The following is a 23,945-nucleotide window of genomic DNA, read 5'->3' as shown; positions in this document are numbered from 1 at the left end:
CAGAAGGAGGGCTGCGACGGCCTGATCACCAGCGCCCGCTGGGTGGTGCACCGCATGCCGGCGCACACCCGCACGGTGTGCCTGGAGTTCTTCGGCAACGCCAGGGACGCGGTGCCCAGCATCGTCGAGATCAAGGACTTCATGTTCGCCGAGAAGGACTGCAGTGGGGTCCTGCTGGCCGGCCTGGAGCACCTGGACGACCGCTACCTGCGGGCGGTGGGCTACACCACCAAGTCGCGCCGCGGCGGCCTGCCCAAGATGGTGCTGGTGGGCGACATCGTGGGCGACGACGCGGACGCCGTGGCGCGCGCCACCTCCGAGGTGGTGCGCCTGGCCAACTCGCGCAGCGGCGAAGGCTTCGTGGCGATCAGCCCGGAAGCGCGCAAGAAGTTCTGGCTGGACCGCAAGCGCACGGCCGCCATCAGCCGCCACACCAACGCCTTCAAGATCAACGAGGACGTGGTGATCCCGCTGCCGCGCATGGCGGAGTACACCGACGGCATCGAGCGCATCAACATCGAGCTGTCGCTGCGCAACAAGATCCGGCTGGCCGACGAGCTGGAGGCCTTCTTCCGCCGCGGCAACCTGCCGCTGGGCCGGCTGGACGACGCCCACGAGATCCCCTCGGCCGAACTGCTGGAGGACCGGGTGGCGCAGGCGCTGGCCCTGGTCGGCGAGGTGCGCCGCGAGTGGCAGGGCTGGCTGGACGACCTGGACACGCTGTTCCCGCGGCTGCAGGACCACAGCCTGCGCGCCAGCTGGAAGACGCAACTGCGGGCGCCGCTGCAGCAGGTGTTCTCCGGGCAGCCGTTCCGGCCGCTGCTGGACGAGGTCGCCGCGATCCACCAGCGCGTGCTCAAGGGCCGGGTCTGGGTGGCGCTGCACATGCACGCCGGCGATGGCAACGTGCACACCAACATCCCGGTCAACAGCGACGACTACGAGATGCTGCAGGCCGCCCACGCGGCGGTGAAGCGCATCATGGCGCTGGCCCGTTCGCTCAACGGGGTCATCTCCGGCGAGCACGGCATCGGCATCACCAAGCTGGAGTTCCTGAGCGACGAGGAGATCGCGCCCTTCGCCGACTACAAGGCCAGGGTCGACCCCGAGGGCCGCTTCAACAAGGGCAAGCTGCTGCGACCGTCCACCCAGCAGGGCGAGACCTCGGTCTATTCGGACCTGACCAACGCCTACACCCCCAGCTTCGGGCTGATGGGGCACGAGTCGCTGATCATGCAGCAGTCGGACATCGGCGCCATCTCCGATTCCATCAAGGACTGCCTGCGCTGCGGCAAGTGCAAGCCGGTGTGCGCGACCCACGTGCCGCGCGCCAACCTGCTGTACAGCCCGCGCAACAAGATCCTGGCCACCTCGCTGCTGGTCGAGGCCTTCCTCTACGAGGAGCAGACCCGCCGCGGCGTGTCGATCAAGCACTGGCAGGAGTTCGAGGACGTGTCGGACCACTGCACGGTCTGCCACAAGTGCGCCAATCCCTGCCCGGTCAAGATCGACTTCGGCGACGTGTCCATGAACATGCGCAACCTGCTGCGCAAGATGGGCAAGAAGAGCTTCCGGCCGGCCAACGCGGCGGCCATGTTCATGCTCAACGCCACCAATCCCGACACCATCAAGCTGGTGCGCGCCGGCATGGTCGGCGTCGGCTTCAAGGCCCAGCGCCTGGCCAGCGACCTGCTGCGCGGCTTCGCCCGCAAGCAGATGGCGCTGCCGCCCTCGACCCACGCACCGGCCCCGGTCAAGGAGCAGGTGATCCACTTCGTCAACAAGAAGCTGCCGGGCGGGCTGCCGAACAAGACGGCGCGGGCGCTGCTGGACATCGAGGACAAGGACTACGTCCCCATCATCCGCAACCCGGCGGGCACCTCGGCGGAGACGGAGGCGGTGTTCTACTTCCCCGGCTGCGGCTCCGAGCGCCTGTTCTCGCAGGTGGGGCTGGCGACCCAGGCGATGCTGTGGCACGCCGGCGTCCAGACCGTGCTGCCGCCCGGCTACCTGTGCTGCGGCTACCCGCAGCGCGGCGCCGGCCAGTACGACAAGGCCGAGAAGATCATCACCGACAACCGGGTGCTGTTCCACCGCGTCGCGAACACGCTGAACTACCTGGACATCAAGACCGTGGTGGTCAGCTGCGGCACCTGCTACGACCAGCTGCAGGGCTACGAGTTCGACAAGATCTTCCCCGGCAGCCGGATCATCGACATCCACGAGTACCTGCTGGAAAAGGGCATCACCCTGCCGGGCGGCAAGGGCTACCTGTTCCACGACCCCTGCCACACGCCGATGAAGCAGCAGGAGCCGATGAAGACCGTCAAGGCGCTGCTGGGCGAGAACGTGCGCAAGACCGAGCGCTGCTGCGGCGAGTCGGGCACCTTCGGCATCTCCCGGCCGGACATCGCCACCCAGGTGCGCTTCCGCAAGGAGGAGCAGCTGCGCATGGACGAGGCCGCGCTGCGGGCGTCCGGCGCGGTGGGTCCGCAGGACAACATCAAGGTCCTCACCAGCTGTCCCAGCTGCCTGCAGGGCCTGACGCGCTACGGCAACGACCTGCAGAACGGGCTGCTCGAGGCCGACTACATCGTGATCGAGATGGCCCGCCACATCCTGGGCGAGGACTGGCTGCCGCAGTACGTCCGTGCCGCCAACGCCGGCGGCATCGAGCGCGTTCTGGTCTGAAAACGGGGTCGGGGGCGCCTGCCCGCGACCCCGCCGTGGAATTCCGCACAGCGCCGGCGCGGCCGAGGGGTCGCCTGCGGGTCCCGGCGAGCTCTTCAGCGGGTATAACATCTGGATACAGAGCATCCGGAGGTCGCCCATGAGGAGGCAGGACATCGACAAGCGACTGGCCCGCCTGGCCGCGGGAGCGCTGCTGGCGCTGGGCGCCGCCACGGCATGGGCGCAGGCGGCGGGCGAGGTGGAGTTCGCCCGCGGCGTGGGTTTCGCGCAGACGGCCGGCCAGGCCCCGCGCACGCTGGGCAAGGGGCTGCAACTGCAGCAGGGCGACCGCATCACCACGTCGGAAGGCGCCTCGGCCATCGTGAAGCTGGCCGACGGCACCCGGATGACGGTGCGGCCCAACTCCGAGATCGTGCTGACCCAGTACCGGTTCAAGGAGAACGCCCAGGACAACAGCATGCTGCTGCAGATGATCCGCGGCGGCTTCCGCGCGGTGACCGGGCTGATCGCCAAGAGCTCGCCGCATGCCGCCAAGGTCCAGACCAGCACGGCGACCATCGGCATCCGCGGCACCGACTTCGATGCCCGCCTGTGCGCCCGCGACTGCGGCGCCGAGTCCGGCAAGGTGGCCGACAAGGCGCGGCCGAACGCAGTGCTGGCCAGCGCCAAGGTCGTGCAGTCGCAGGGCGAGGTGTACGCGGTCGATGCCTCCGGCCAGCGCCGCCGGCTGGTGGACGGCGGCAGCATCTATCCCGGCGACGTCGTCGAGACCGGCACCGGCACGCGGGCGGTGATCGCCTTCCGCGACGACACCCGCATCACGCTGGGCGCGTCCACCCGCTTCCGGGTCGACAACTTCGTCTACGACGAGCAGAACGCCAGCGAAGGGCGCTTCCTGGCTTCCGTGCTGCGCGGCACGGTGCGCGCGCTGACCGGCCTGATTGCCAAAGCCAACAACCGCAACGTCGGCTTCTCCACCGCCACCGCCACCATCGGCGTGCGTGGCACCGGGCTGGACATCGGCTGCACCGGCGCCTGCGCGGGCGAGCCGCCGACCGGCAACGACGCCGGCCTGACCGTCTACACCTGGCTCGGCTCCATCGTGGTGACGCCGCAGGGGCAGACCGCGCTGCAGGTGCTGCAGGCCGGGCAGGGGCTGTTCATCTCGCCCAGCGCCGGCATCGTGCCGATCAACAGCCAGCCGGCGATCGACGGGCCGCGGCCCGACGGCGTGCCGGTGCCGCCCAAGCTGTTCGCGAAGGAAGACGTGTCCGATGCGCAGGAAGGCCTGTTCGTGTTCGTGCGCGACGGCCACATCGAGGTGGCCACCGCCGGCGAGGTGCTGCACCTGGGCCGGGGCGAGGCCGGGTTCGCCGGCGAGAACGGCGCGACGGCGCGGCCGGTGAACATCCCGAAGTTCATCGACTTCGACAGCGTCCCGCTGCCCACCAGCCGGAACCCGCTGCTGCAGTCGGTGCTGCAGGACAACAACGTGAAGTCGAGGAACACCTGCAGCTGAGCCTGCACGGGCAGCCACGCCCCGGCGCCGGTCGCCGCGGCGGACAGACAACGATGAGAGGGGCCAGACGATCATGACCAAGGGCAATCGCGCCGCGCCGCGCCGCGGCGGGCGGGCCGCGCCGGCCGTTCTCGCGCTGGCACTGGCGGCGGCATCCGCCGCATGGGCGCAGGCACCGGCCGCCGTGCCGGCGCCGGCACCGCAGCCGGTGTTCGCGATCAAGGGCTTCCACGTGACGGGCGACAACCCGCTGGATCCGGCCGAGACGGGCCGCATCCTCGCGCCCTTCGTGCGGCCCGACGCCACCATGGACAGCCTGCAGCAGGCGACCAGCGCGCTGGAAGCGGCGCTGCGAGCCCGGGGCTACGGCCTGCACCGCGTGTCGCTGCCGCCGCAGGAGGTGGGCGACACGGTGCGGCTGGAGATCGTCACCTTCACCGTCAGCAAGGTGGCCATTGAGGGCGCACAGATCTACGGCGAGGACAACGTGCGCCGCACGCTGCCCGAACTGCAGGAAGGCCGCACGCCCAACTTCAAGCGGCTGGCCGTGCAGACGGCGATCGCCAACGAGAACCCCAACAAGCAGGTGCAGGTCGGCATCCGCGAAGGCGACGAACCGGACCGGATCGACGCCACCGTCACCGTGAAGGAAAGCCGGCCCTGGACCTTCGCCGTGAATGCCTCCAACACGGGTTCCGACACCACCGGCCGCGACCGCGTGACGGTTGCCGGCGGCCACACCAACCTGTTCGACCGCGACCACCAGTTCACCGGCGCCTGGACCACCTCGCTGGAGCGCATGTCGGACGTGAAGCAGCTCGGCCTGTCCTACCGCGTCCCGCTGTACGCGCTGGGCGGGGTCGTCGGGGCCAGCTACACGCGATCGGACGTGGTCGGCAATTTCGGCGCCTTCACCAGCACCGGCGCCGGCCACACCCTGGGCCTGAACTACACCTGGTACTTGCCGCCCGAAGGCGGGCGCCGCAGCTACGTGGTGCTGGGCCTGGAGGACAAGGTGTTCGAGGCGGCCCGCATCAACGACGTCGTGGTGCCGCTCGCGCTCGACCGGCGCAGCCGCCCGCTGGTCCTCGGCTACAACGCCCGCACCGAGAGCGACACTGCGGTGTGGGGCTATGACGCGTACCTGGCGGTCAACACCGGCAGCGGGCGCGCCAACACCCTGGCGGCCTACCAGAGCGAGGACCCGCGCATCACCACCACCGGCTGGAAGGCGCTGCGCGGTACGCTGCACTACGCGGCGCCGTTCGCCGGCAACTGGCTGGTGTCGGCGCGGGCGCAGTACCAGTACAGCCCGGACGTGCTGATCTCGGGCGAGCAGTTCGGCCTGGGCGGTTCCGGCTCCGTGCGCGGCACGGCCATCGAGCGGCCGGTCTCGGCCGACAAGGGCCTGGCCGGGTCGGTCGAGGTCAGCACGCCCGAGCTGGCGCCGGGGCTGCGCCTGTTCGGCTTCGCCGATGCCGGCTGGCTGTGGAACAACAGCCCCAACGGCGCCAACAAGCCGTCCAGCGACCGGCTCGCCAGCCTGGGCTTCGGCCTGCGCTACGGCAGCGGGCCGCTGGTCGCGTCGCTGGAGTACGGCCGCCTGGTCACGGGCAGCCGGGTGCCGTTGGCCGTGAATGCCGCCTCCCCGCAGAGGGGCGATGACAAGCTGTACGTGAACATCGGCGTCCGCTTCTGATCCAATCGCCCCATGGCAGGCCTGAAACCCGGCGCCCCGGCGCCCCAGTCGATCACGGTGCACGGGCAGTCGCGCGTGCTGGAAGTCGCCTTCTCCGACGGCGCGGTGTTCCGCATCCCGTTCGAGTTGATGCGCATCTACTCGCCATCGGCCGAGGTGCAGGGCCACGGCCCGGGGCAGGAGGTGCTGCAGACCGGCAAGCGCAATGTCGACCTGCTGGGCCTGGAGCCCATCGGCAACTATGCCGTCCAGCCGCAGTTCTCCGACGGGCACGACAGCGGCATCTTCTCCTGGGAGTACCTGTACTTCCTGGGCTCCCAGCAGGAGCAGCTCTGGGCCGACTACGAGCGCCGCCTCGCGCAGGCCGGCGTGGACCGTGACGCGCCCATGGTGACGCGCGGCGGCCACGGCTGCGGCCATCACTGACGCACAAACCCGGGTTTCCGGACAGACCCGCCCGCGATTGCCCCTACCATCGGGGCATGGGCAGCACGCATTTCGGCTTCGAATCCGTCGAGGAACGCGACAAGGCGCGGCGGGTGCGCGGCGTGTTCGACTCGGTCGCGCCCCGCTACGACCTCATGAACGACCTGATGTCGTTCGGCCTGCACCGCGCCTGGAAGGCCTACACCGTGCTGGTGGCCAACGTGCAGCCGGGCCAGCAGGTGCTCGACATTGCCGGCGGCACCGGCGACCTGGCGCGTGCCTTCGCCCGCAAGGTCGGCCCGACCGGCCGGGTGGTGCACACCGACATCAACGAAGCCATGCTGCGCACCGGCCGCGACCGGCTGCTCGACGAGGGCGTGGTCCTGCCCACGCTGGTGTGCGATGCCGAGAAGCTGCCCTTCGCCGACCGCCGCTTCGACCTGGTGAGCGTGGCCTTCGGCTTGCGCAACATGACCCGCAAGGACGCCGCCCTGGCCGAGATGGCCCGCGTGCTCAAGCCCGGCGGCAAGCTGCTGGTGCTGGAGTTCTCGAAGGTGGCGCGGCCGCTGGCGGGCGCCTACGACTGGTATTCGTTCCAGGTGCTGCCCCGGCTGGGCCAGCTGGTGGCGGGCGACTCGGCCAGCTACCGCTACCTGGCCGAATCCATCCGCATGCATCCCGCCCAGGATGAACTCAAGGGCTTGATGAAGCAGGCCGGCTTCGGCCACGTCGACTATCACAACCTGACCGGCGGCGTGGTCGCCCTGCATGTTGGAATCAGGTGCTGAAGCCCCATCTGTCCCCGGACATCCACAACTGATCAGGAAGGATCGATCATGAAGCTGTCGACTGCCGTACTCGTGGGCGTGCTGGCGCTGTCCACCAGCCTGGAAGCCGACGCCCGCCGCCTGGGCGGCGGCGGCTCCTTCGGCCGCCAGTCGCCCAACGTCACCCGCGAGGCCCCGCCGCGGCAGGCCCCGGTGCAGAACACCACGGGCCAGCAGCAGGCCGGCCAGCAGCCGGCCCCGGCCAACCAGGCCGCCGCGCGCCCGGGGACCCCGAACACGACGCCGGCCGCGCCTTCGCGCTGGGGCGGCATGCTGGGCGGGCTGGCCGCCGGCCTCGGCCTCGCCTGGCTGGCCAACGCGCTGGGCTTCGGCCCGGCCCTCGCGCAATTCATGATGTTCGCCCTGCTGGCCCTTGTCATCATGGCGGTAGTCGGCTTCCTCATGCGCCGCCGTGCCCCCGCGCCCGCAGCCCGGAGCGCGGGCTGGGCCGGCGCTCCCGAACTGGCCACCGCGCCGCGCCAGTACAGCCCCGACAAGGTCGGCAACGACGCTTCGGCACGGCCCTGGGAACGCGGCAGCATGGCCTTCGACGCCAACCGCTCCGGCGGCGTGCAGATCGGCTCGGCCCTGGCCGGGTCGCAGAACTGGGGCGTGCCGGCCGGGTTCGACACCGAGGGCTTCGTCAAGGCGGCCAAGCGCAACTTCCTGACCCTGCAGGACGCCTGGGATCGCTCGGACATCGCCTCCCTGCGCTCGATGATGACCGACGAGATGGTGGCGGAGATCCGCCAGCAGCTGGCCGAGCGCGAGAAGCAGTCGGGCGGCGAGCCGAACAAGACCGAGGTCGTGATGCTGCAGGCCCAGCTGCTGGGCATCGAGGACCTGGGCGACGCCTACATGGCCAGCGTCGAGTTCTCCGGGATGATCCGCGAGCAGCCTTCCGCCGGGCCCAGTCCGTTCCGCGAGGTCTGGAACATGACCAAGCCCCGCGACGGCGGCAGCGGCTGGCTGGTGGCGGGGGTGCAGGCGCTCCAGTGAAGGACGCATGACGCACGACGGAGGGGCCCGCACGGGCCCCTCGTCATTTGTCACGCCGGGATCGCCGGCACCTTTCGCCTCGCGGCGCCTGGGCCGCTTCATTCGTCATCAATAATCGGGGCCATGCCGACACGGTCCCCCTTTCCCTTCGTGGACAGCCTGCTGGATGCCGTCAGCCAGCGGCTTGCGCCGCCGCCCTGGGCGGTGCAGGAAGCCCAGCGACGCCTGGTGCTGCTGCTCAACCACGTGCTGATGCAGGAGCCCCAGGCCATGGAGCGGCTGCGTCGGCAGGCGGGCCGAACCGTCGAGGGCCGCTGGCGCGTGTTCACCGTGCGGCTGGTCGCCACGCCAGCCGGCCTGCTGGACCTGGGGTCGCCCGCTGCCGCCCCGGACCTGACGCTGACCGTGACCGACGACTCGCCCTGGCGGCTGGCCCAGGGTGCCCTGCGCGGCGAGAAGCCGCCGGTGCGCATCGAGGGCGACGTGCAGTTCGCCGCCGAGGTCAACTGGCTGGTCGACCACGTGCGCTGGGACCTGGAGGAGGACCTCTCGCGCCTGATCGGCGATGCGCCGGCCCATGCCGTGGGGCAGGGCGCCCGGGCCATGGCTGCGGCCCTGCGCCGCTTCGTGCCCGCCGGTGCGGGCGGCACGCCGGCGGCGCCCACGCCGTCGGCGGCGCCCGCGGGCGCGCCCGGCAGCGCGCCGGGGCCCGTCGGGCCGACGGGTCCGGGACCGGGATGACCCGCTACCTGCGCGGCGCCTTCATCGTCTGGATCGCCCTGCGCTACGGGCTGGACGAGCTCGTCCTCAGCAGCTTCCGGCAGCCCTGGCTGGTGCGGCTGACGCGCATCATCCGCTACGGCCGCCGCCTGCACGCGCCGCGCGGCCAGCGCCTGCGCGAGGCGCTGGAGCGGCTGGGGCCGATCTTCGTGAAGTTCGGCCAGGTGCTCTCGACCCGGCGCGACCTGCTGCCCGGCGACGTCGCCGACGAGCTGGCCCGCTTGCAGGACCGGGTGCCGCCCTTCGATCCGGCCATCGCCATCGCCACCATCGAGCGGGCCTTCCGCCGCCCGCTGGACGCCATCTTCGTGAGCTTCGAGCGCGAACCGGTGGCCAGCGCGTCCATCGCCCAGGTGCACTTCGCGACCCTGCGCGACCGCGAGGGCCGCACGCGCGAAGTCGCGGTCAAGGTGCTGCGGCCCGGCATGCTGGCAGTGATCGAGAACGACCTGGCGCTGATGCGCATGATGGCCGGCTGGGTCGGCCGCCTGTCGTACGACGCCAAGCGGCTGAAGCCGCGCGAGGTGGTCGCCGAGTTCGACAAGTACCTGCACGACGAGCTGGACCTGCTGCGCGAGGCGGCCAACGCCGCCCAGCTGCGCCGCAACATGGCGGGGCTGGACCTGCTGCTGATCCCGGAGATGTTCTGGGACTGGTGCCACTCCGAGGTGATCGTGATGGAGCGCATGTACGGCGTGCCGATCAGCCAAGCCGAGCGGCTGGCGCAGGCCGGGGTCGACCTGCGCAAGCTGGCGAGGGACGGCGTCACCATCTTCTTCACCCAGGTGTTCCGCGACGGCTTCTTCCACGCCGACATGCACCCGGGCAACATCCAGGTCAGCCTGGACCCGGCCACCTTCGGGCGCTACATCTCGCTGGACTTCGGGATCATCGGCACGCTCACCGAGTTCGACAAGGAATACCTGGCGCAGAACTTCAACGCCTTCTTCCGGCGCGACTACAAGCGGGTGGCCGAGCTTCACATCGAATCGGGCTGGGTGCCGCCGGGCACGCGGGTCGACGAGCTGGAGTCGGCGGTGCGGGCGGTTTGCGAGCCCTACTTCGACCGCCCGCTCAAGGAGATCTCCCTGGGCATGGTGCTGATGCGCCTGTTCCAGACCTCGCGCCGCTTCCAGGTCGAGATCCAGCCGCAGCTGGTGCTGCTGCAGAAGACGCTGCTGAACATCGAGGGCCTGGGCCGCCAGCTCGACCCGGACCTGGACCTGTGGGCCACGGCCAAGCCCTTCCTGGAGCGCTGGATGCTGGACCAGGTCGGGCCCAAGCGGCTGCTGGACGAGCTGCGCGACCAGGCCCCGCTGTACGCCAAGCTGCTGCCCGACCTGCCGCGCCTGCTGCACGACTACCTGCGCCGCAAGCCGGCCGACGCGCGGCGCGAGCTGGAGGCGCTGCTGGAGGAGCAGCGCCGCACCAACCGGCTGCTGCAGGCCTTCCTCTACGGCGGCATCGGCTTCACGCTGGGGCTGCTCGCGATGCAGATGCTGATGCGGTCGCACCTGTTGTAGGGGACTCCGCCTTCCCCTAAAAAGCAGGAATCCGCGTCGGCGGCATGAGGGCTGCCGTCGGGCCTGGGCCCAGGCGGGCACATTTGCAACGTCGTCCAGCCCATCCGTTGCCATAATCCCGCCCCAGGCCGCCCAGACGGCCCCGTGAATCACCCGCCGGAGACGCCCATGCTGATCACCTTCGTCGTGCTGTACCTGCTGCTGTCCGTGGCCATCGGGCTGGTGGCCGCCAGGCGCGTGCAGAACACCACCGACTACGCACTGGCGGGTCGCAAGCTGCCGCTGGCGATCGTGGTGGCCACGACGTTCGCCACCTGGTTCGGCTCGGAGACCGTGCTGGGCGTGCCGGCTCGCTTCGTCTCGGGCAACCTGGGCGAGGTGGTGGAGGATCCGTTCGGCGCCTCCATGTGCCTGATCCTGGTCGGACTGTTCTTCGCCTACAAGCTGTACCAGCGCAACCTGATCACCCTGGGCGACTACTACCGCCAGCGCTTCGGCCGCCTGATCGAAGTGCTGTGCTCGATCATGATCATCATCAGTTACCTGGGTTGGGTGGCGGCGCAGATCACGGCGCTGGGGCTGGTGTTCCACGTGCTGATGCCCGACGCGGTCTCGGTCACCGGCGGCATGGCGATAGGCACGATCATCGTCCTCGTCTACACCCTGTTCGGCGGCATGTGGTCGGTGGCGCTGACCGACTTCATGCAGATGATCGTCATCGCTGCCGGCCTGCTGGCGATCGCCTGGTTCGCGGCCGAGCTGGCCGGCGGCGCCGGCGCGGTGTTCGACTACGCGTCCACCCACGGCAAGTTCCAGTTCTTCCCGGTCGACGGCGACGCCAAGACCTGGACCTTCTTCTTCGCCGCGTCCATCACCATGATGCTGGGCTCGATCCCGCAGCAGGACGTGTTCCAGCGTGTCATGTCGGCCAAGGACGCGAAGACGGCCCGCCGCGGCCCCATCATCGGCGGCTCGCTGTACCTGCTGTTCGCCTTCGTGCCCATGTTCGTGGTGACGGCGGCGGTCATGGTGCTGGGTGCCGAGGGCGCGACGCTGCTGGCGGACGATCCGCAGAAGGTGCTGCCCACCCTGGTGATGCAGAAGATGCCGGTGCTGCTGCAGGTGGCGTTCTTCGGCGCGCTGCTGTCGGCCGTGATGTCCACCGCCTCGGCCACGCTGCTGGCGCCGGCCACCACCTTCGTCGAGAACATCCTGCGCAACATCGTGCCCGGCATGAGCGACCAGGCCACCCTCAAGGCGATGCGCATCTCGGTGGTGGTCTTCACCGCCATCGTGCTGACCTATTCCATCGTGATGCAGGGCACCTCGATCTACGACCTGGTCTCCGGCGCCTACCAGGTGCCGCTGGTCGGCGCGTTCGTGCCGCTGGTGATGGGCCTGTACTGGAGCCGCGCCACCACCCAGGGTGCACTGTTCTCGGTGGCGGCCGGCCTGGGCACCTGGCTGTTCTTCGTGGTCAGCCCGCCGCTGGCGGAGGAGTTCCCGCAGCAGCTGGCCGGGCTGATCGCGGCCTTCGCCGGCATGGTCGTGGGGTCGCTGGCGCCGCAGTGGATCGCCAACCACAAGGGCCACGTCCACCACTTCGGGTCCGGCGCCACGGCCTGAGCGCCGCGCCCGGCGGGCGGAGGCGAGGGGCTTGGGATCCGGGCCCCCGCCTATAATTGAGGGCTTTGCCACCCTTCGTGGTCAACTCCCTGCCATGCCCATCTACGCCTACAAATGCGGGTCCTGCGGCCATGCCAAGGACGTCCTGCAGAAGATCTCCGACGCCCCGCTGACGACCTGCCCGGCCTGCGGGGCCGACACCTTCACCAAGCAGCTCACGGCCGCCGGCTTCCAGCTCAAGGGCTCTGGCTGGTACGCGACCGACTTCCGCAACAACGGCAACGGCGCCAAGCCGGCCACCGGTGACGCAGCGCCGGCGTCGGGCGATGCCAAGCCGGCCGACAAGCCCGCCGAGGGCGGCGCGTCCAAGTCCGAGGCGCCTTCGGCCTCGGCCGGTGACTGCGGCAGCGCCTGCGCCTGCCACTGAAGCACGCCACAGGATCGCGATGGCCGCTCTCCGCCGATGGCTGTTTGCCGGCCTGCTCGTGCTGGCCCCGCTGGGCATCACCCTGTGGGTGCTGCAGTGGATCGTCGGCACGCTCGACCAGACGCTGCTGATCCTGCCCGACTCGTGGCAACCGGACCGGCTGTTCGGCCACCGGATCCCCGGCCTGGGCGTGCTGCTGGCGCTGGCCATCCTGCTGGCGGTCGGCGCGATCACCAGCAACATCGTCGGCCGCAAGCTCATCGAGTGGAGCGATGCGCTGCTGCACCGCATCCCGGTGGTGCGGTCGATCTACTCCAGCGTCAAGCAGGTCTCCGACACCCTGTTCTCGCCCTCGGGCAATGCCTTCCGCACCGCGGTGCTGGTCGAGTGGCCCCGGCCCGGTGTGTGGACGATCGCACTGATCACCGGCACCCCCGGCGGCGACGTCGCCAACCACCTGGACGGCGATTTCGTGAGTGTCTACGTCCCCACCACGCCCAACCCCACGGGCGGATACTTCGTGCTGCTGCCCCGCAAGGACTGCATCGAGCTGAAGATGAGCGTGGACGAGGCGCTGCGCTATGTCATCTCCATGGGCGTGGTGGTGCCCGCTGCACCTGCCGTACCGGCGGTGCCGCCCGCGCTGTCCGACGCCCGCTAGCGCACCGCCGCGGCGGTGCGCCTTCTCTCCAAGGTTGCTCCCATGTCTTCCCAACAAATGCGCACCACCTACTGCGGCCTCGTCGACGAGTCGCTGCTCGGCCAGACCCTCACCCTGTGCGGGTGGGTGAACCGCCGGCGTGACCACGGCGGCGTGATCTTCGTGGACCTGCGCGACCGCGAGGGCTACGTGCAGGTCGTGTGCGACCCCGACCGGCCCGAGATGTTCAAGGCCGCCGAAGGCCTGCGCAACGAGTTCTGCGTGCAGGTCAAGGGCCTGGTTCGCGAGCGGCCGGCCGGCACCACCAACGAGCACCTGCGCAGCGGCAAGGTGGAGGTGCTGTGCCACGAGCTGGTGGTGCTCAACCCCTCGGTCACGCCGCCGTTCCAGCTGGACGACGAGAACCTGTCGGAGACCACCCGCCTGCAGCATCGCGTGCTGGACCTGCGCCGGCCGTACATGCAGAAGAACCTGATGCTGCGCTACAAGGTGACGATGGAGGTGCGCAAGTTCCTCGACGCCAACGGCTTCATCGACATCGAGACGCCCATGCTCACCAAGAGCACGCCGGAGGGCGCGCGCGACTACCTGGTGCCCAGCCGCGTGCACGACGGCATGTTCTTCGCGCTGCCGCAGTCGCCGCAGCTGTTCAAGCAGCTGCTGATGGTGTCAGGCTTCGACCGCTACTACCAGATCACCAAGTGCTTCCGCGACGAGGACCTGCGCGCCGACCGCCAGCCCGAGTTCACCCAGATCGACGTGGAGACCTCCTTCATGCGCGAGGAGGAGATCCGCGCCATGTTCGAGGGCATGATCCGCAGCACCTTCCAGAACGTGCTGGGCATCGACATCGGCGCCTTCCCGGTCATGAAGCACGCCGACGCCATGCGCCTGTACGGCTCGGACAAGCCCGACCTGCGCGTGCAACTGGCCTTCACCGAGCTCACCGACGTGATGAAGGACGTGGACTTCAAGGTCTTCTCCGGCCCGGCCAACCAGGCCGACGGGCGCGTGGTGGGCCTGCGGGTGCCGCGCGGCGGCGAGATGAGCCGCGGCGAGATCGACGGCTACACCGAGTTCGTCAAGATCTACGGCGCCAAGGGTCTGGCCTGGATCAAGGTCAACGAGGCCGCCAAGGGCCGCGAGGGCCTGCAGTCGCCCATCGTGAAGAACATCCACGACGCCGCGCTGGCCGAGATCATCCGGCGCACCGGCGCGCAGGACGGCGACCTGATCTTCTTCGGCGCCGACCGGGCCAAGGTGGTGAACGACGCCATCGGCGCGCTGCGCGTGAAGATCGGCCACAGCGACTTCGGCAAGTCGCACGCCCTGCTGGAAGGCGAGTGGAAGCCGCTGTGGGTGGTGGACTTCCCGATGTTCGAGTTCGACGACGAGGGCCAGCGCTGGATCGCGGTGCACCACCCGTTCACCTCGCCCAAGGACGGCCACGAGGACTGGCTGGAAACCGATCCCGGCCGCTGCATGGCCAAGGCCTACGACGCGGTGCTCAACGGCATCGAGCTGGGTGGCGGCTCGGTGCGTATCCACCGCGAGGACGTGCAGAGCAAGGTGTTCCGCGCGCTGAAGATCGGCGCCGAGGAGGCCCAGGCCAAGTTCGGCTTCCTGCTGGACGCGCTGCAGTATGGCGCCCCGCCGCACGGCGGCATCGCCATCGGCCTGGACCGCTTCGTCATGCTGATGACGGGCGCCGAGAGCCTGCGCGACGTGATCGCCTTCCCCAAGACCCAGCGCGCCCAGGACCTGCTGACCCAGGCCCCGGGCCCGGTGGACGAGAAGCAGCTGCGCGAGCTGCACATCCGGCTGCGCAATCCCCAGGCGGCGTAAGCCGTCGGCCCTGGTCATCCTCCGCGCAGCGGAGGATCCAGCGCAACGCGCCGCGGGGCGGGTGCATGGCGCGTCGCGGCCGACCCAGGTGGGCAGAATGCCGCTGTGCCCAAGCCCTTCAAGATCCCCCGGTCCGTCCTGGTCGTGATCCACACCCCTGCGCTGGAGGTGCTGCTGATCAACCGCGCGGACGCACCGGGGTTCTGGCAGTCGGTCACCGGGTCCCAGGACCGGGAGGACGAACCCCTGGAGCAGACGGCGATCCGCGAGGTCCGCGAGGAAACCGGCATAGCCGCCGATGCCGGCGTGCTGCGCGACTGGGGCCTGGAGAACGTCTACGAGATCTACCCGCGCTGGCGCCATCGCTACGCCGAGGGCGTGACGCACAACACCGAGCACGTGTTCGGCCTGCTCGTGCCGGCCGGCACCGAGGTCCGCATCGACCCGCGCGAGCACACGGCCTTCCGCTGGCTGCCGTGGCGGGAGGCGGCCGACGCCTGCTTCTCGCCGTCCAACGCCGAAGCGATCCTGCTGCTGCCAGAATTCGCCGCATGAGCGTCTTGCGCGTCGCCACCTACAACATCCACAAGGGCGTTCAGGGGATAGGCCCCGTGCGGCGGCTGGAGATCCACAACCTCGGCCATGCGGTCGAGCAGCTCGACGCCGACATCGTGTGCCTGCAGGAGGTGCGCAAGCTGCACCGTCGCGAGGAGCAGTACTTCACCCGCTGGCCCGAGTTGCCGCAGGCCGAGTTCCTCTGCCCCGAGGGCTACGCGGCCGTCTACCAGACCAACGCCACCACCCGCCACGGCGAGCACGGCAATGCCATGCTGTCGCGCTGGCCGGTGGTGTCGCACGGCCACGAGGACATGTCGGACCACCGGTTCGAGCAGCGCGGGCTGCTGCACGTGCAGGTGCAGGTCGGGCGGCAGGACGTGCACGTGATCGTGCTGCACCTGGGCCTGATCGCGGGCAGCCGGGTGCGCCAGGTCGAACAGCTGGCGCGCTTCATCGACCGGGAAGTGCCGCGTACGGCGCCGCTGATCGTCGCCGGCGACCTCAACGACTGGGGCGGCAAGCTGCGGCCGGCCATGGCGCAGATCGGCCTGAAGGACTTCCGGGACGACAGGGCGCGTACCTACCCTTCGCGCCTGCCGCTGACGCAGCTCGACTATGTCTATGGCCGGGGCCTCAAGCCGCAGGGGGTGGAGGTTCCGCGCGGACGGGTGTGGGGGCAGATGTCCGACCACCTGCCGCTGATCGCCACCTTCCGGATCTGACCGCGATGGCGCAACGGATCCCGCCGCTGCGCACCGGCCACACCCTGCGGCTGCTGGAGGGCAGCGCGCAGCTCTTTCCCGCCCTGGTCGCCGCGATCGATGCGGCGCGCCAGGAGGTCTGGCTGGAGACCTACATCTTCGATTTCAACGGCGACAGCGCCGAGGTGGCCTGGGCGCTGGAGCGGGCCGCGCGCCGCGGCGTGCACGTGCGCGTGCTGGTCGACGGCTTCGGCTCCGGCGAGCCGCCGCCGCCCTGGCGCCTGCGGCTGGTGGCCGCCGGCGTCGACTGGCGCTCGTACGCGCCGCCGGGCCGCTTCGGCGTGCTGCGGCCGGCCAGCTGGCGCCGGCTGCACCGCAAGCTGTGCGTGGTCGACGAGCAGGTGGCCTTCTGCGGCGGCATCAACATCCTGGACGACCTGCACGACCCCAACCACGGCCCTCTCGACGCGCCGCGGCTCGATTTCGCGGTCCAGGCGTCCGGCCCGCTGGTGGCCCAGGCGCGGCTGGCCATGCTGCAGCTGTGGCAGCGCATGCGGGCCTTCGAGGAGCTCAAGCACGGCGGGTTTGCCGGCGCGCTCACCTCGCTGCGCGGCCAGCGGCCGGCGCCAGCCGCGCCGCGTGCCCCGCTGTCGCGGCAGGGCAGCCGGGCGGCGCTGGCCCTGCGCGACAACCTGCGGCATCGCACCGACATCGAACGCGCCTACCGCCGCGCCATCGGCCGCGCGCGTTCCGAGGTGATCATCGCCAACGCGTACTTCGTGCCGGGCCACAAGATGCGCAAGGCGCTGGTGAGCGCGGCGCGCCGCGGCGTGAAGGTGATCCTGCTGCTGCAGGGCCGCTACGAGTACTTCATGCAGTACTACGCGGCCCGGCCGGTCTATGGCGTGCTGCTGCGCGCCGGCGTGCACATCCACGAGTACTCGCCCAGCTTCCTGCACGCCAAGGTGGCCGTGGTCGACGGCCGCTGGGCCACCGTCGGCTCCTCCAACATCGATCCCCTCAGCCTGCTGCTGGCGCGCGAGGCCAACGTGCTGATCGAGGACCGCGCGTTCGCGCAGGACCTGCGGGCGCGCCTGCTGCACGCGGTGGCGCACGAGGGCCAGCGGATGGAAGCCGCCCAGTACGCGCAGCGCCCGCTGCGCGAGCGGGTGCTGGAGCGGGTCGCGCTCGCGCTGATGCGGCTGGCGCTCGCGATCCAGGGCAAGAAGACCTACTGGTGAGGCATGGAAGACCTGGTCGTCCAGCGGCCCGAGGGCCTGTACTGCCCGCCGGGTGATTTCCACATCGATCCCTGGCGGCCGGTGGAGCGCGCCGTCATCACGCACGCGCATGCCGACCACGCGCGCCTCGGCCACGGCCACTACCTGGCCGCGGCGCCCTCCGAGGGCGTGCTGCGCGCCCGGCTGGGGGCGATCGACCTGCAGCTGCTGGCGTACGGCGAGGCCATCACCCACCATGGCGTGCGCCTGTCGCTGCACCCGGCCGGCCACGTGCTCGGGTCGGCCCAGGTGCGGCTGGAGCACGGCGGCCGGGTGTGGGTCGCCAGCGGCGACTACAAGGTCGCGCCGGACCCCACCTGCGCCCCGTTCGAACCGGTGCGCTGCGACGTCTTCATCACCGAGTCCACCTTCGGCCTGCCGATCTACCGCTGGCGGCCCGACGCCGAGCTGATGGCGTCGGTCAACGACTGGTGGTCGCACAACGTGCTGGCGGGCCGTGCCAGCGTGCTGGGCTGCTACAGCTTCGGCAAGGCGCAGCGCATCCTGGCGGGCATCGATCCGGGCATAGGACCGGTCCTCGTGCACGGGGCAGTGCAGCCACTCAACGAGGCCTACCGGGCGGCCGGGGTCGCGCTGCCGGACACCCGGATCGCCACCGAGGTGAAGGACCGATCCGAGCTGCGGCGGGCGCTCGTGCTGTGCCCACCCAGTGCGATCGCCAGCCCCTGGATGCGGCGCTTCGGCGACGCCGGCACCGCCTTTGCCAGCGGCTGGATGCAGCTGCGCGGCGCGCGCCGGCGCGGCGGCTACGACCGCGGCTTCGTGCTGTCGGACCATGCCGACTGGCCCGGCCTGCTGGGGGCGATCGCCGCCACCGGCGCGCAGCGCGTCATCGTCACCCATGGCAGCGCGGCGGCCATGGTGCGCTACCTGTGCGAGCAGGGGCTGGATGCCGGCGCGTTCGACACCGAGTACGGCGACGACCGCATCGAGGCCGACCTGGCCGAGCCGGCGCCGGCGCAGGAGGGGCCATGAAGCGCTTCTCGCAGCTGTTCGCCGAACTGGACGCCACCACCTCGACCAACGCCAAGGTCGACGCGCTGCAGCGCTACTTCGCCGCGGCGCCCGCCGCCGACGCGGCCTGGGCGGTGTATTTCCTCGCGGGCGGCAAGCCGCGCCAGGTCATGCCGATGGCGCTGCTGGCGCAGCTGGCGTGCGAGGAAGCCGGCATCGCCGCCTGGCTGTTCGACGAGTGCTACCAGGCCGTGGGCGACCTGGCCGAAACCATCGCCCACGTGCTGCCGGACTCCGGGGAGACCAGTGACGTGGGCCTGGCCGAGTGGGTGGAGGACCGGCTGTTGCCGCTGCGCGGGCTGCCGCCGGAGGCGATCGCGCCGCGGGTGCGCGGCTGGTGGCGCGAGCTGGACGACCATGGCCGCTTCCTGCTCACCAAGCTGGTGGGCGGCGGCTTCCGGGTCGGCGTCAGCCGCCTGCTGGTGCAGCGCGCGCTGGCGGCCCACGGCGGCATCGATCCGAAGCGGGTCGCCCAGCGCATGATGGGCTACACCGACGGCAAGACCATGCCCTCGGCCGCGCGCTTCGCCGCGCTGCTGGCCGCGCAGGAGGAGGGCGGCGAGCCCTCGCCGGCCGACGCGGGCCAGCCCTATCCCTTCTTCCTGGCCCACCAGCTCGATGGCGCCGCGGAAACCTTCGCCGCCAGGCTGGGGCCGGTGGCGGACTGGCAGGTGGAATGGAAGTACGACGGCATCCGTGGCCAGCTGGTGCGGCGCCAGGGGCAGGCCTGGCTGTGGTCGCGCGGCGAGGAACTGGTGACCGAGCGCTTTCCCGAAATCGTCGCGCTGGCGCAGGCGCTGCCCAATGGCACGGTCCTCGATGGCGAGATCCTGGCCTGGAAGGACGATGCCGAGAGCGGCCTCTCGGCCAGCCTGGCCGGGGGGCCGGCGCCGTTCTCGCTGCTGCAGCAGCGCATCGGGCGCAAGAACCTGACCCGCAAGGTGCTGGCCGAGGCGCCGGTGACCTTCCTCGCCTACGACCTGCTGGAGCAGGACGGGGTGGACGTCCGCGACCTCCCGCAGCGCGAACGCCGCGAGCGGCTGGAGCGCCTGCTGGCCGGCACCGGGATCCGGCTCTCGCCCGTCGCGACCGCCGAATCCTGGCTCGACTTCGCGCGGCAGCGGGCACGCTCGCGCGAACTGGGCGTCGAAGGCTTCATGCTCAAGCGGCTGGACGCGGCCTACGGCACCGGCCGTACCAAGGCCGATGGCCTGTGGTGGAAGTGGAAGATCGATCCCATGAGCATCGACTGCGTGCTGGTCTATGCCCAGGCCGGCCACGGCCGCCGCGCGTCGGTCTACACCGACTACACCTTCGCGGTCTGGAATCGCGAGCCGCAGGACGACGCCGAGGTCGAGCAGGTGCTGCGGGCGATCGCCCGCAAGGACCCGCCGGTGCCCGGGGCACTGCAGCTGGTGCCCTTTGCCAAGGCCTATTCCGGCCTGACGGACGAGGAGTTCCGGCAGGTCGACGCTCTGATCCGGCGCAGCACGGTGGAGAAGTTCGGCCCGGTACGCAGCGTGCGGCCCTCCCTGGTGTTCGAGCTGGGATTCGAGGGCATCAACCGCAGCAGCCGCCACCGCAGCGGGATCGCGGTGCGCTTTCCCCGCATGCTGCGCATCCGGCACGACAAGCCCCTGCGCGAGGCCAATACCCTGGCCGACCTGGAGGCCCTGCTGGGGTGAGCCGGGGTGCGGGCCCCAACCTTGCTACCATTGCCCATGCTCATGAAAGCCGAACCGAGCCCGCTGGTTCCCGCGGACACCGACGAGGGTACGCCCGTGTCGGTGAAGATCCGCGAGCGCCTGCTGGCGGCTCGCCAGCGCTTCCACTCGAACGACAACATCGCCGCCTTCATCGAGCCGGGCGAGCTGGAGGCGCTGCTGGACGAGGTCGCGGGCAAGCTGCAGGGCGTGCTGGACAGCCTGGTGATCGACACCGCCAGCGACCACAACACCGGCGCCACGGCGCGGCGGGTGGCCCGCATGTACCTGCACGAGGTGTTCCGCGGCCGCTACAACAAGGCGCCGACCATCACCGAGTTCCCGAACGCCGAGCACCTGAACGAGCTGATGATCGTCGGGCCGATCACGGTGCGCTCGGCCTGCAGCCACCACTTCGTGCCGGTGATCGGCAAGCTGTGGATCGGCATCATGCCCAACGAGCACACCAACGTGATCGGGCTGTCCAAGTACGCGCGGCTGGCCGAGTGGGTGATGGACCGGCCCCAGATCCAGGAGGAGGCCGTGATGCAGCTGGCCGACCTCATCATGGAGAAGACCCAGCCCGACGGACTGGCCATCGTGATGGAAGCCAGCCACTACTGCATGGCCTGGCGCGGGGTGAAGGACATGGACAGCAAGATGATCAACTCGGTCATGCGCGGCGTGTTCCTCAAGGACCCGGCGCTGCGCCGGGAATTCCTCTCATTGATCCCCAGACGCAACGGAGGCTGACCATGCTGGTTCGCCTGCTCTACTGCAGCCGGGCCGTGGACGCATCGCCCGCGGCGATCGAACCCATCCTGGCGCAGGCCCGCGGGCAGAACCCCGCCTGCGGCATCACGGGGGTCCTGTGCTGGGGACGCGGCATCTTCCTGCAGTGCATCGAAGGCGGCCGCATGCCCGTGTCGCACCTGTTCGGCGAGATCCTGAGGGATCCCCGCCACAAGGACGTCGCGCTGCTGTACTACGAGGAGATCGCCGAGCGCCGCTTCGGCGGCTGGAGCATGGGCATGGTCAATCTCGACAAGGCCAACCAGAACGTCCTGCTCAAGTACTTCGAGACACCGGAGCTGGACCCCTACAGCGCCTCCGGCAAGACCGCGCTCGCGCTGCTTGACGACCTGGTGGCCTCGGCCTCCATCTGCAACCGCACCTGAGCACGCGCCGCGCATGAGCCGGATCTTCCGCCTGTCCCGCACCGTGGCCTGGGGCGACTGCGACCCCGCCGGCATCATCTTCTATCCCACCTACTACCGCTGGATGGACGCCGCCATTGGCGAGTTGCTGGCGCAGTGCGGCTGGCCGGCGCAGCGCATGCGCGCGGAGCACATGGCCGTGCCGCTGGTCGATTCGGGCTGCGCCTTCATGCGCTCGCCGACGTTCGGCGACGACTGCGAGGTGCGCAGTTCGGTCACCCGGCTCGGCCGCAGTTCCTTCACCCTGCAGTACGAGTTCTTCCTGCAGGGCCAGGAGCAGCCGCTCGCGCGCGGCCACGAGGCGCGCGTGTGGTGCCGCTACGAGGCCGGCCCCGGCACGCCCTTGCGCAGCCAGCCGCTGCCGGACGAGCTGCGCGCGGCGTGGGGCGAAATGCCCGCGGCGTGACGACGCCGGCTGCCGGCCCGCTGCTGGTCGGCTGCGACTTCTCCAGCAGCCCCACCCGCCGCAAGCCCATCGTGCTGGCCTTCGGCCATGCCGCGCGCGACGCTGTCGTGCTCGAGCGCTTGCAGGTGCTGCCCACGCTGGAAGGCTTTGCGCAGTGGCTGCGCCAGCCGGGCCCGTGGGTGGCCGGTTTCGACTTTCCCTTCGGCCTGCCGCGCGCGCTGGTCGAGCAGCTCGGCTGGCCGCTGCAGTGGGAAGCCTGCATGGCGCACTACGCCAGCCTGGACCGCAGCCGGATCCGGGAGACCTTCGCGGCCTACTGCGCAGCGCGCCCCGCCGGCGACAAGTTCGCGCACCGCGCCTTCGACCGGCGCGCCGGCTCCAGCCCGTCGATGAAGTGGGTCAATCCGCCGGTCGCCTACATGCTGCACGCGGCGATTCCGCTGCTGATCGCCGCGGGGGTGCACATCCCCGGGCTGCGCGAAGGGGACCCGGCCCGCGTCGCGCTGGAGGCCTACCCCGGCCTGCTGGCACGCGAACTGGTCGCGCGGCGCAGCTACAAGAGCGACGAGCGCAGCAAGCAGACGCCCGAGCGCCTGATCGCCCGCAAGGACATCGTCGCGGCGCTCGAGGCGGGCCGTACCCGGCTCGGCCTGCGCCTGAAGCTCAGCCATGCGCAGCGCGATGCGCTGGTCGAGGATGCCAGCGGCGATTCGCTGGACGCTGTGCTGTGCCTGCTGCAGGCCGCCTGGGCCCAACGGCAGGGCCCGCCCCGCTACGGCTTGCCCGAAGAGCTGGACCCGCTGGAAGGCTGGATCGTCAGCGCGTAGGAAGGCGCCGCGAACGAACGGCCGAGGCATGGCCCGAACGGGCCAAAAGCCCGATGCGGCCGCTGCGGTCGACCTAGCATGGCCCCACTTCACGAACGGTTGCGCACGCGTCGCCCGTTCCACCGGAGGCCATTCATGCCAAGAGACCTGAACGACGTCGACATCGCGGTCGTGATCCCCTGCTACAACGAGGAGGTCGCCATCGGTCGCGTCGTTGCGGACTTCCGCCGTGCGCTGCCCACCGCGCGCATCCACGTCTACGACAACGCCTCGACCGACCGCACGGCGGAGGTCGCCGCGCGCGCCGGCGCGATCGTCGGCCACGAGCCCTTTCCCGGCAAGGGCAACGTCATGCGCCGGATGTTCAGCGACGTGGACGCCGACGTGTACGTGCTGGTCGATGGGGACGATACCTACGACGCGACTGACGCGCCGGCGCTCGTCCGCCTGCTGCTGGACCGCCAGCTGGACATGGTCAACGGGGCCCGCGTGACCGACATCAAGGAGGCCTACCGCTTCGGCCACCGCTTCGGCAACCGCATGCTCACCGGCCTGGTGCAGGTCATCTTCGGCAACCAGTTCGAGGACATGCTCTCGGGCTACCGGGTGTTCTCGCGGCGCTTCGTCAAGTCCTTTCCCGCGGCCTCCAGCGGCTTCGAGATCGAGACCGAGCTCACGGTGCACGCGCTCGAACTGCGCATGAAGACGGCCGAGGTGCCCACCCGCTACAAGGACCGGCCCGAAGGCTCCGCGTCCAAGCTGAACACCATCCGCGACGGGCTGCGCATCCTGCGCATGATCGGTTTGCTGGTCAAGGAGGAGCGTCCGCTGATGTTCTTCGGCTGCGCGGCGCTGCTGCTGGCGCTGCTGTCGGTCGGCCTGTCGACGCCGGTCATCCTGGAGTACCTGAGAACCGGGCTGGTGCCGCGCTTCCCGACCGCCATCCTGTCGGTGGGCATCATGCTGGTGGCGGTGCTCTCGCTGGGGTGCGGGCTGGTGCTCGACACCGTGACGCACTCGCGCCGCGAACTCAAGCGGCTGGCCTACCTCGACGTGCCCGCGCCCGGGTGGCCGGCCGAGACCGCGGCGCAGCCGGTCGCCGTGCCGTCCGCCCCGCGCCGCCGACGCAAGCCGGCGACCGCGCCTGCCGACGAAGCGACCCTGCCCGACATCCCGCTGGCGCTGTCCTGAGCGC

At 70.4% G+C, this 23,945-nt stretch carries 22 protein-coding genes; all 22 read left to right on the top strand.

Going from position 1 to position 23,945, the window contains the following annotated elements:
* Positions 1 to 2,691, top strand: a 2,691-nt coding sequence (locus tag VEC03_RS07665) for an FAD-binding oxidoreductase (protein WP_324914123.1), incomplete at its 5' end; no start/stop codon positions are given.
* A 139-nt stretch (positions 2,692 to 2,830) separates the two neighbouring features.
* Entirely contained in the window at positions 2,831 to 4,210 is a 1,380-nt protein-coding gene (locus VEC03_RS07660; protein WP_324914121.1) for a FecR family protein, read from the top strand.
* A 73-nt stretch (positions 4,211 to 4,283) separates the two neighbouring features.
* On the top strand, positions 4,284 to 5,909 hold the full coding sequence (locus VEC03_RS07655) for a ShlB/FhaC/HecB family hemolysin secretion/activation protein (RefSeq protein ID WP_324914119.1): 1,626 nt from the start codon (positions 4,284 to 4,286) through the stop codon (positions 5,907 to 5,909).
* Positions 5,910 to 5,921: 12 nt separating this feature from the next.
* A complete protein-coding gene (locus VEC03_RS07650; protein WP_324914118.1) occupies positions 5,922 to 6,335 on the top strand; it encodes a DUF971 domain-containing protein in 414 nt (137 codons plus the stop codon).
* 56 nt (positions 6,336 to 6,391) lie between these two features.
* Positions 6,392 to 7,123: a bifunctional demethylmenaquinone methyltransferase/2-methoxy-6-polyprenyl-1,4-benzoquinol methylase UbiE gene (ubiE, locus tag VEC03_RS07645; RefSeq protein ID WP_324914116.1), complete on the top strand. Its 732-nt coding sequence runs from the start codon at positions 6,392 to 6,394 to the stop codon at positions 7,121 to 7,123.
* Positions 7,124 to 7,168: 45 nt separating this feature from the next.
* Positions 7,169 to 8,161, top strand: coding sequence for a Tim44-like domain-containing protein (locus tag VEC03_RS07640; RefSeq protein WP_324914126.1), 993 nt, complete (start codon positions 7,169 to 7,171; stop codon positions 8,159 to 8,161).
* Positions 8,162 to 8,284: 123 nt separating this feature from the next.
* Positions 8,285 to 8,902 carry a hypothetical protein gene (locus VEC03_RS07635; RefSeq protein ID WP_324914115.1) on the top strand — a complete coding sequence of 206 codons (618 nt, stop codon included), beginning with the start codon at positions 8,285 to 8,287 and terminating at the stop codon, positions 8,900 to 8,902.
* A complete protein-coding gene (gene ubiB, locus VEC03_RS07630) occupies positions 8,899 to 10,464 on the top strand; it encodes a ubiquinone biosynthesis regulatory protein kinase UbiB (protein WP_324914114.1) in 1,566 nt (521 codons plus the stop codon). Before VEC03_RS07635 ends, ubiB begins: the two co-directional genes overlap by 4 nt.
* A 168-nt stretch (positions 10,465 to 10,632) precedes the next feature.
* The gene (locus VEC03_RS07625; RefSeq protein ID WP_324914112.1) at positions 10,633 to 12,090 is read left to right on the top strand and encodes a sodium:solute symporter family protein; all 1,458 of its coding nucleotides are present in this window, start codon (positions 10,633 to 10,635) and stop codon (positions 12,088 to 12,090) included.
* Positions 12,091 to 12,184: 94 nt separating this feature from the next.
* Entirely contained in the window at positions 12,185 to 12,517 is a 333-nt protein-coding gene (locus VEC03_RS07620; protein ID WP_324914111.1) for an FmdB family zinc ribbon protein, read from the top strand.
* A 19-nt stretch (positions 12,518 to 12,536) separates the two neighbouring features.
* Positions 12,537 to 13,178, top strand: coding sequence for a DUF502 domain-containing protein (locus VEC03_RS07615; protein WP_324914110.1), 642 nt, complete (start codon positions 12,537 to 12,539; stop codon positions 13,176 to 13,178).
* 42 nt (positions 13,179 to 13,220) lie between these two features.
* Positions 13,221 to 15,023: an aspartate--tRNA ligase gene (gene aspS, locus VEC03_RS07610; protein WP_324914108.1), complete on the top strand. Its 1,803-nt coding sequence runs from the start codon at positions 13,221 to 13,223 to the stop codon at positions 15,021 to 15,023.
* Between the two features lie 105 nt (positions 15,024 to 15,128).
* Positions 15,129 to 15,578, top strand: a complete 450-nt coding sequence (gene nudB, locus VEC03_RS07605; RefSeq protein ID WP_324914107.1) for a dihydroneopterin triphosphate diphosphatase — start codon at positions 15,129 to 15,131, stop codon at positions 15,576 to 15,578.
* Positions 15,575 to 16,303 carry an endonuclease/exonuclease/phosphatase family protein gene (locus VEC03_RS07600; RefSeq protein WP_324914106.1) on the top strand — a complete coding sequence of 243 codons (729 nt, stop codon included), beginning with the start codon at positions 15,575 to 15,577 and terminating at the stop codon, positions 16,301 to 16,303. Before nudB ends, VEC03_RS07600 begins: the two co-directional genes overlap by 4 nt.
* Positions 16,304 to 16,308: 5 nt before the next feature.
* Complete coding sequence (gene clsB / locus VEC03_RS07595; protein ID WP_324914104.1) at positions 16,309 to 17,523, top strand: cardiolipin synthase ClsB; 1,215 nt, start codon at positions 16,309 to 16,311, stop codon at positions 17,521 to 17,523.
* A gap of 3 nt (positions 17,524 to 17,526) precedes the next feature.
* A complete protein-coding gene (locus tag VEC03_RS07590; RefSeq protein ID WP_324914103.1) occupies positions 17,527 to 18,558 on the top strand; it encodes a ligase-associated DNA damage response exonuclease in 1,032 nt (343 codons plus the stop codon).
* Positions 18,555 to 20,282: an ATP-dependent DNA ligase gene (locus VEC03_RS07585; RefSeq protein ID WP_324914102.1), complete on the top strand. Its 1,728-nt coding sequence runs from the start codon at positions 18,555 to 18,557 to the stop codon at positions 20,280 to 20,282. The genes VEC03_RS07590 and VEC03_RS07585 overlap by 4 nt, the downstream gene beginning before the upstream one ends.
* Before the next feature lie 36 nt (positions 20,283 to 20,318).
* Positions 20,319 to 21,053 carry a GTP cyclohydrolase I gene (gene folE / locus VEC03_RS07580; protein ID WP_324914100.1) on the top strand — a complete coding sequence of 245 codons (735 nt, stop codon included), beginning with the start codon at positions 20,319 to 20,321 and terminating at the stop codon, positions 21,051 to 21,053.
* Between the two features lie 2 nt (positions 21,054 to 21,055).
* The gene (locus tag VEC03_RS07575; RefSeq protein ID WP_324914099.1) at positions 21,056 to 21,478 is read left to right on the top strand and encodes a BLUF domain-containing protein; all 423 of its coding nucleotides are present in this window, start codon (positions 21,056 to 21,058) and stop codon (positions 21,476 to 21,478) included.
* A 13-nt stretch (positions 21,479 to 21,491) separates the two neighbouring features.
* Complete coding sequence (locus VEC03_RS07570; protein ID WP_324914098.1) at positions 21,492 to 21,923, top strand: acyl-CoA thioesterase; 432 nt, start codon at positions 21,492 to 21,494, stop codon at positions 21,921 to 21,923.
* Positions 21,920 to 22,750 carry a DUF429 domain-containing protein gene (locus VEC03_RS07565; protein ID WP_324914096.1) on the top strand — a complete coding sequence of 277 codons (831 nt, stop codon included), beginning with the start codon at positions 21,920 to 21,922 and terminating at the stop codon, positions 22,748 to 22,750. The genes VEC03_RS07570 and VEC03_RS07565 overlap by 4 nt, the downstream gene beginning before the upstream one ends.
* Before the next feature lie 135 nt (positions 22,751 to 22,885).
* A complete protein-coding gene (locus VEC03_RS07560) occupies positions 22,886 to 23,941 on the top strand; it encodes a glycosyltransferase family 2 protein (RefSeq protein WP_324914095.1) in 1,056 nt (351 codons plus the stop codon).
* Positions 23,942 to 23,945 lie beyond the last annotated feature (4 nt).

The sequence above is a fragment of the Ramlibacter sp. genome, from assembly GCF_035627355.1.
Taxonomy (GTDB): Bacteria; Pseudomonadota; Gammaproteobacteria; order Burkholderiales; family Burkholderiaceae_C; genus Ramlibacter.
Note: the sequence above shows the minus strand (reverse complement) of the source record. Positions and strands in the feature narration are given on the sequence as shown.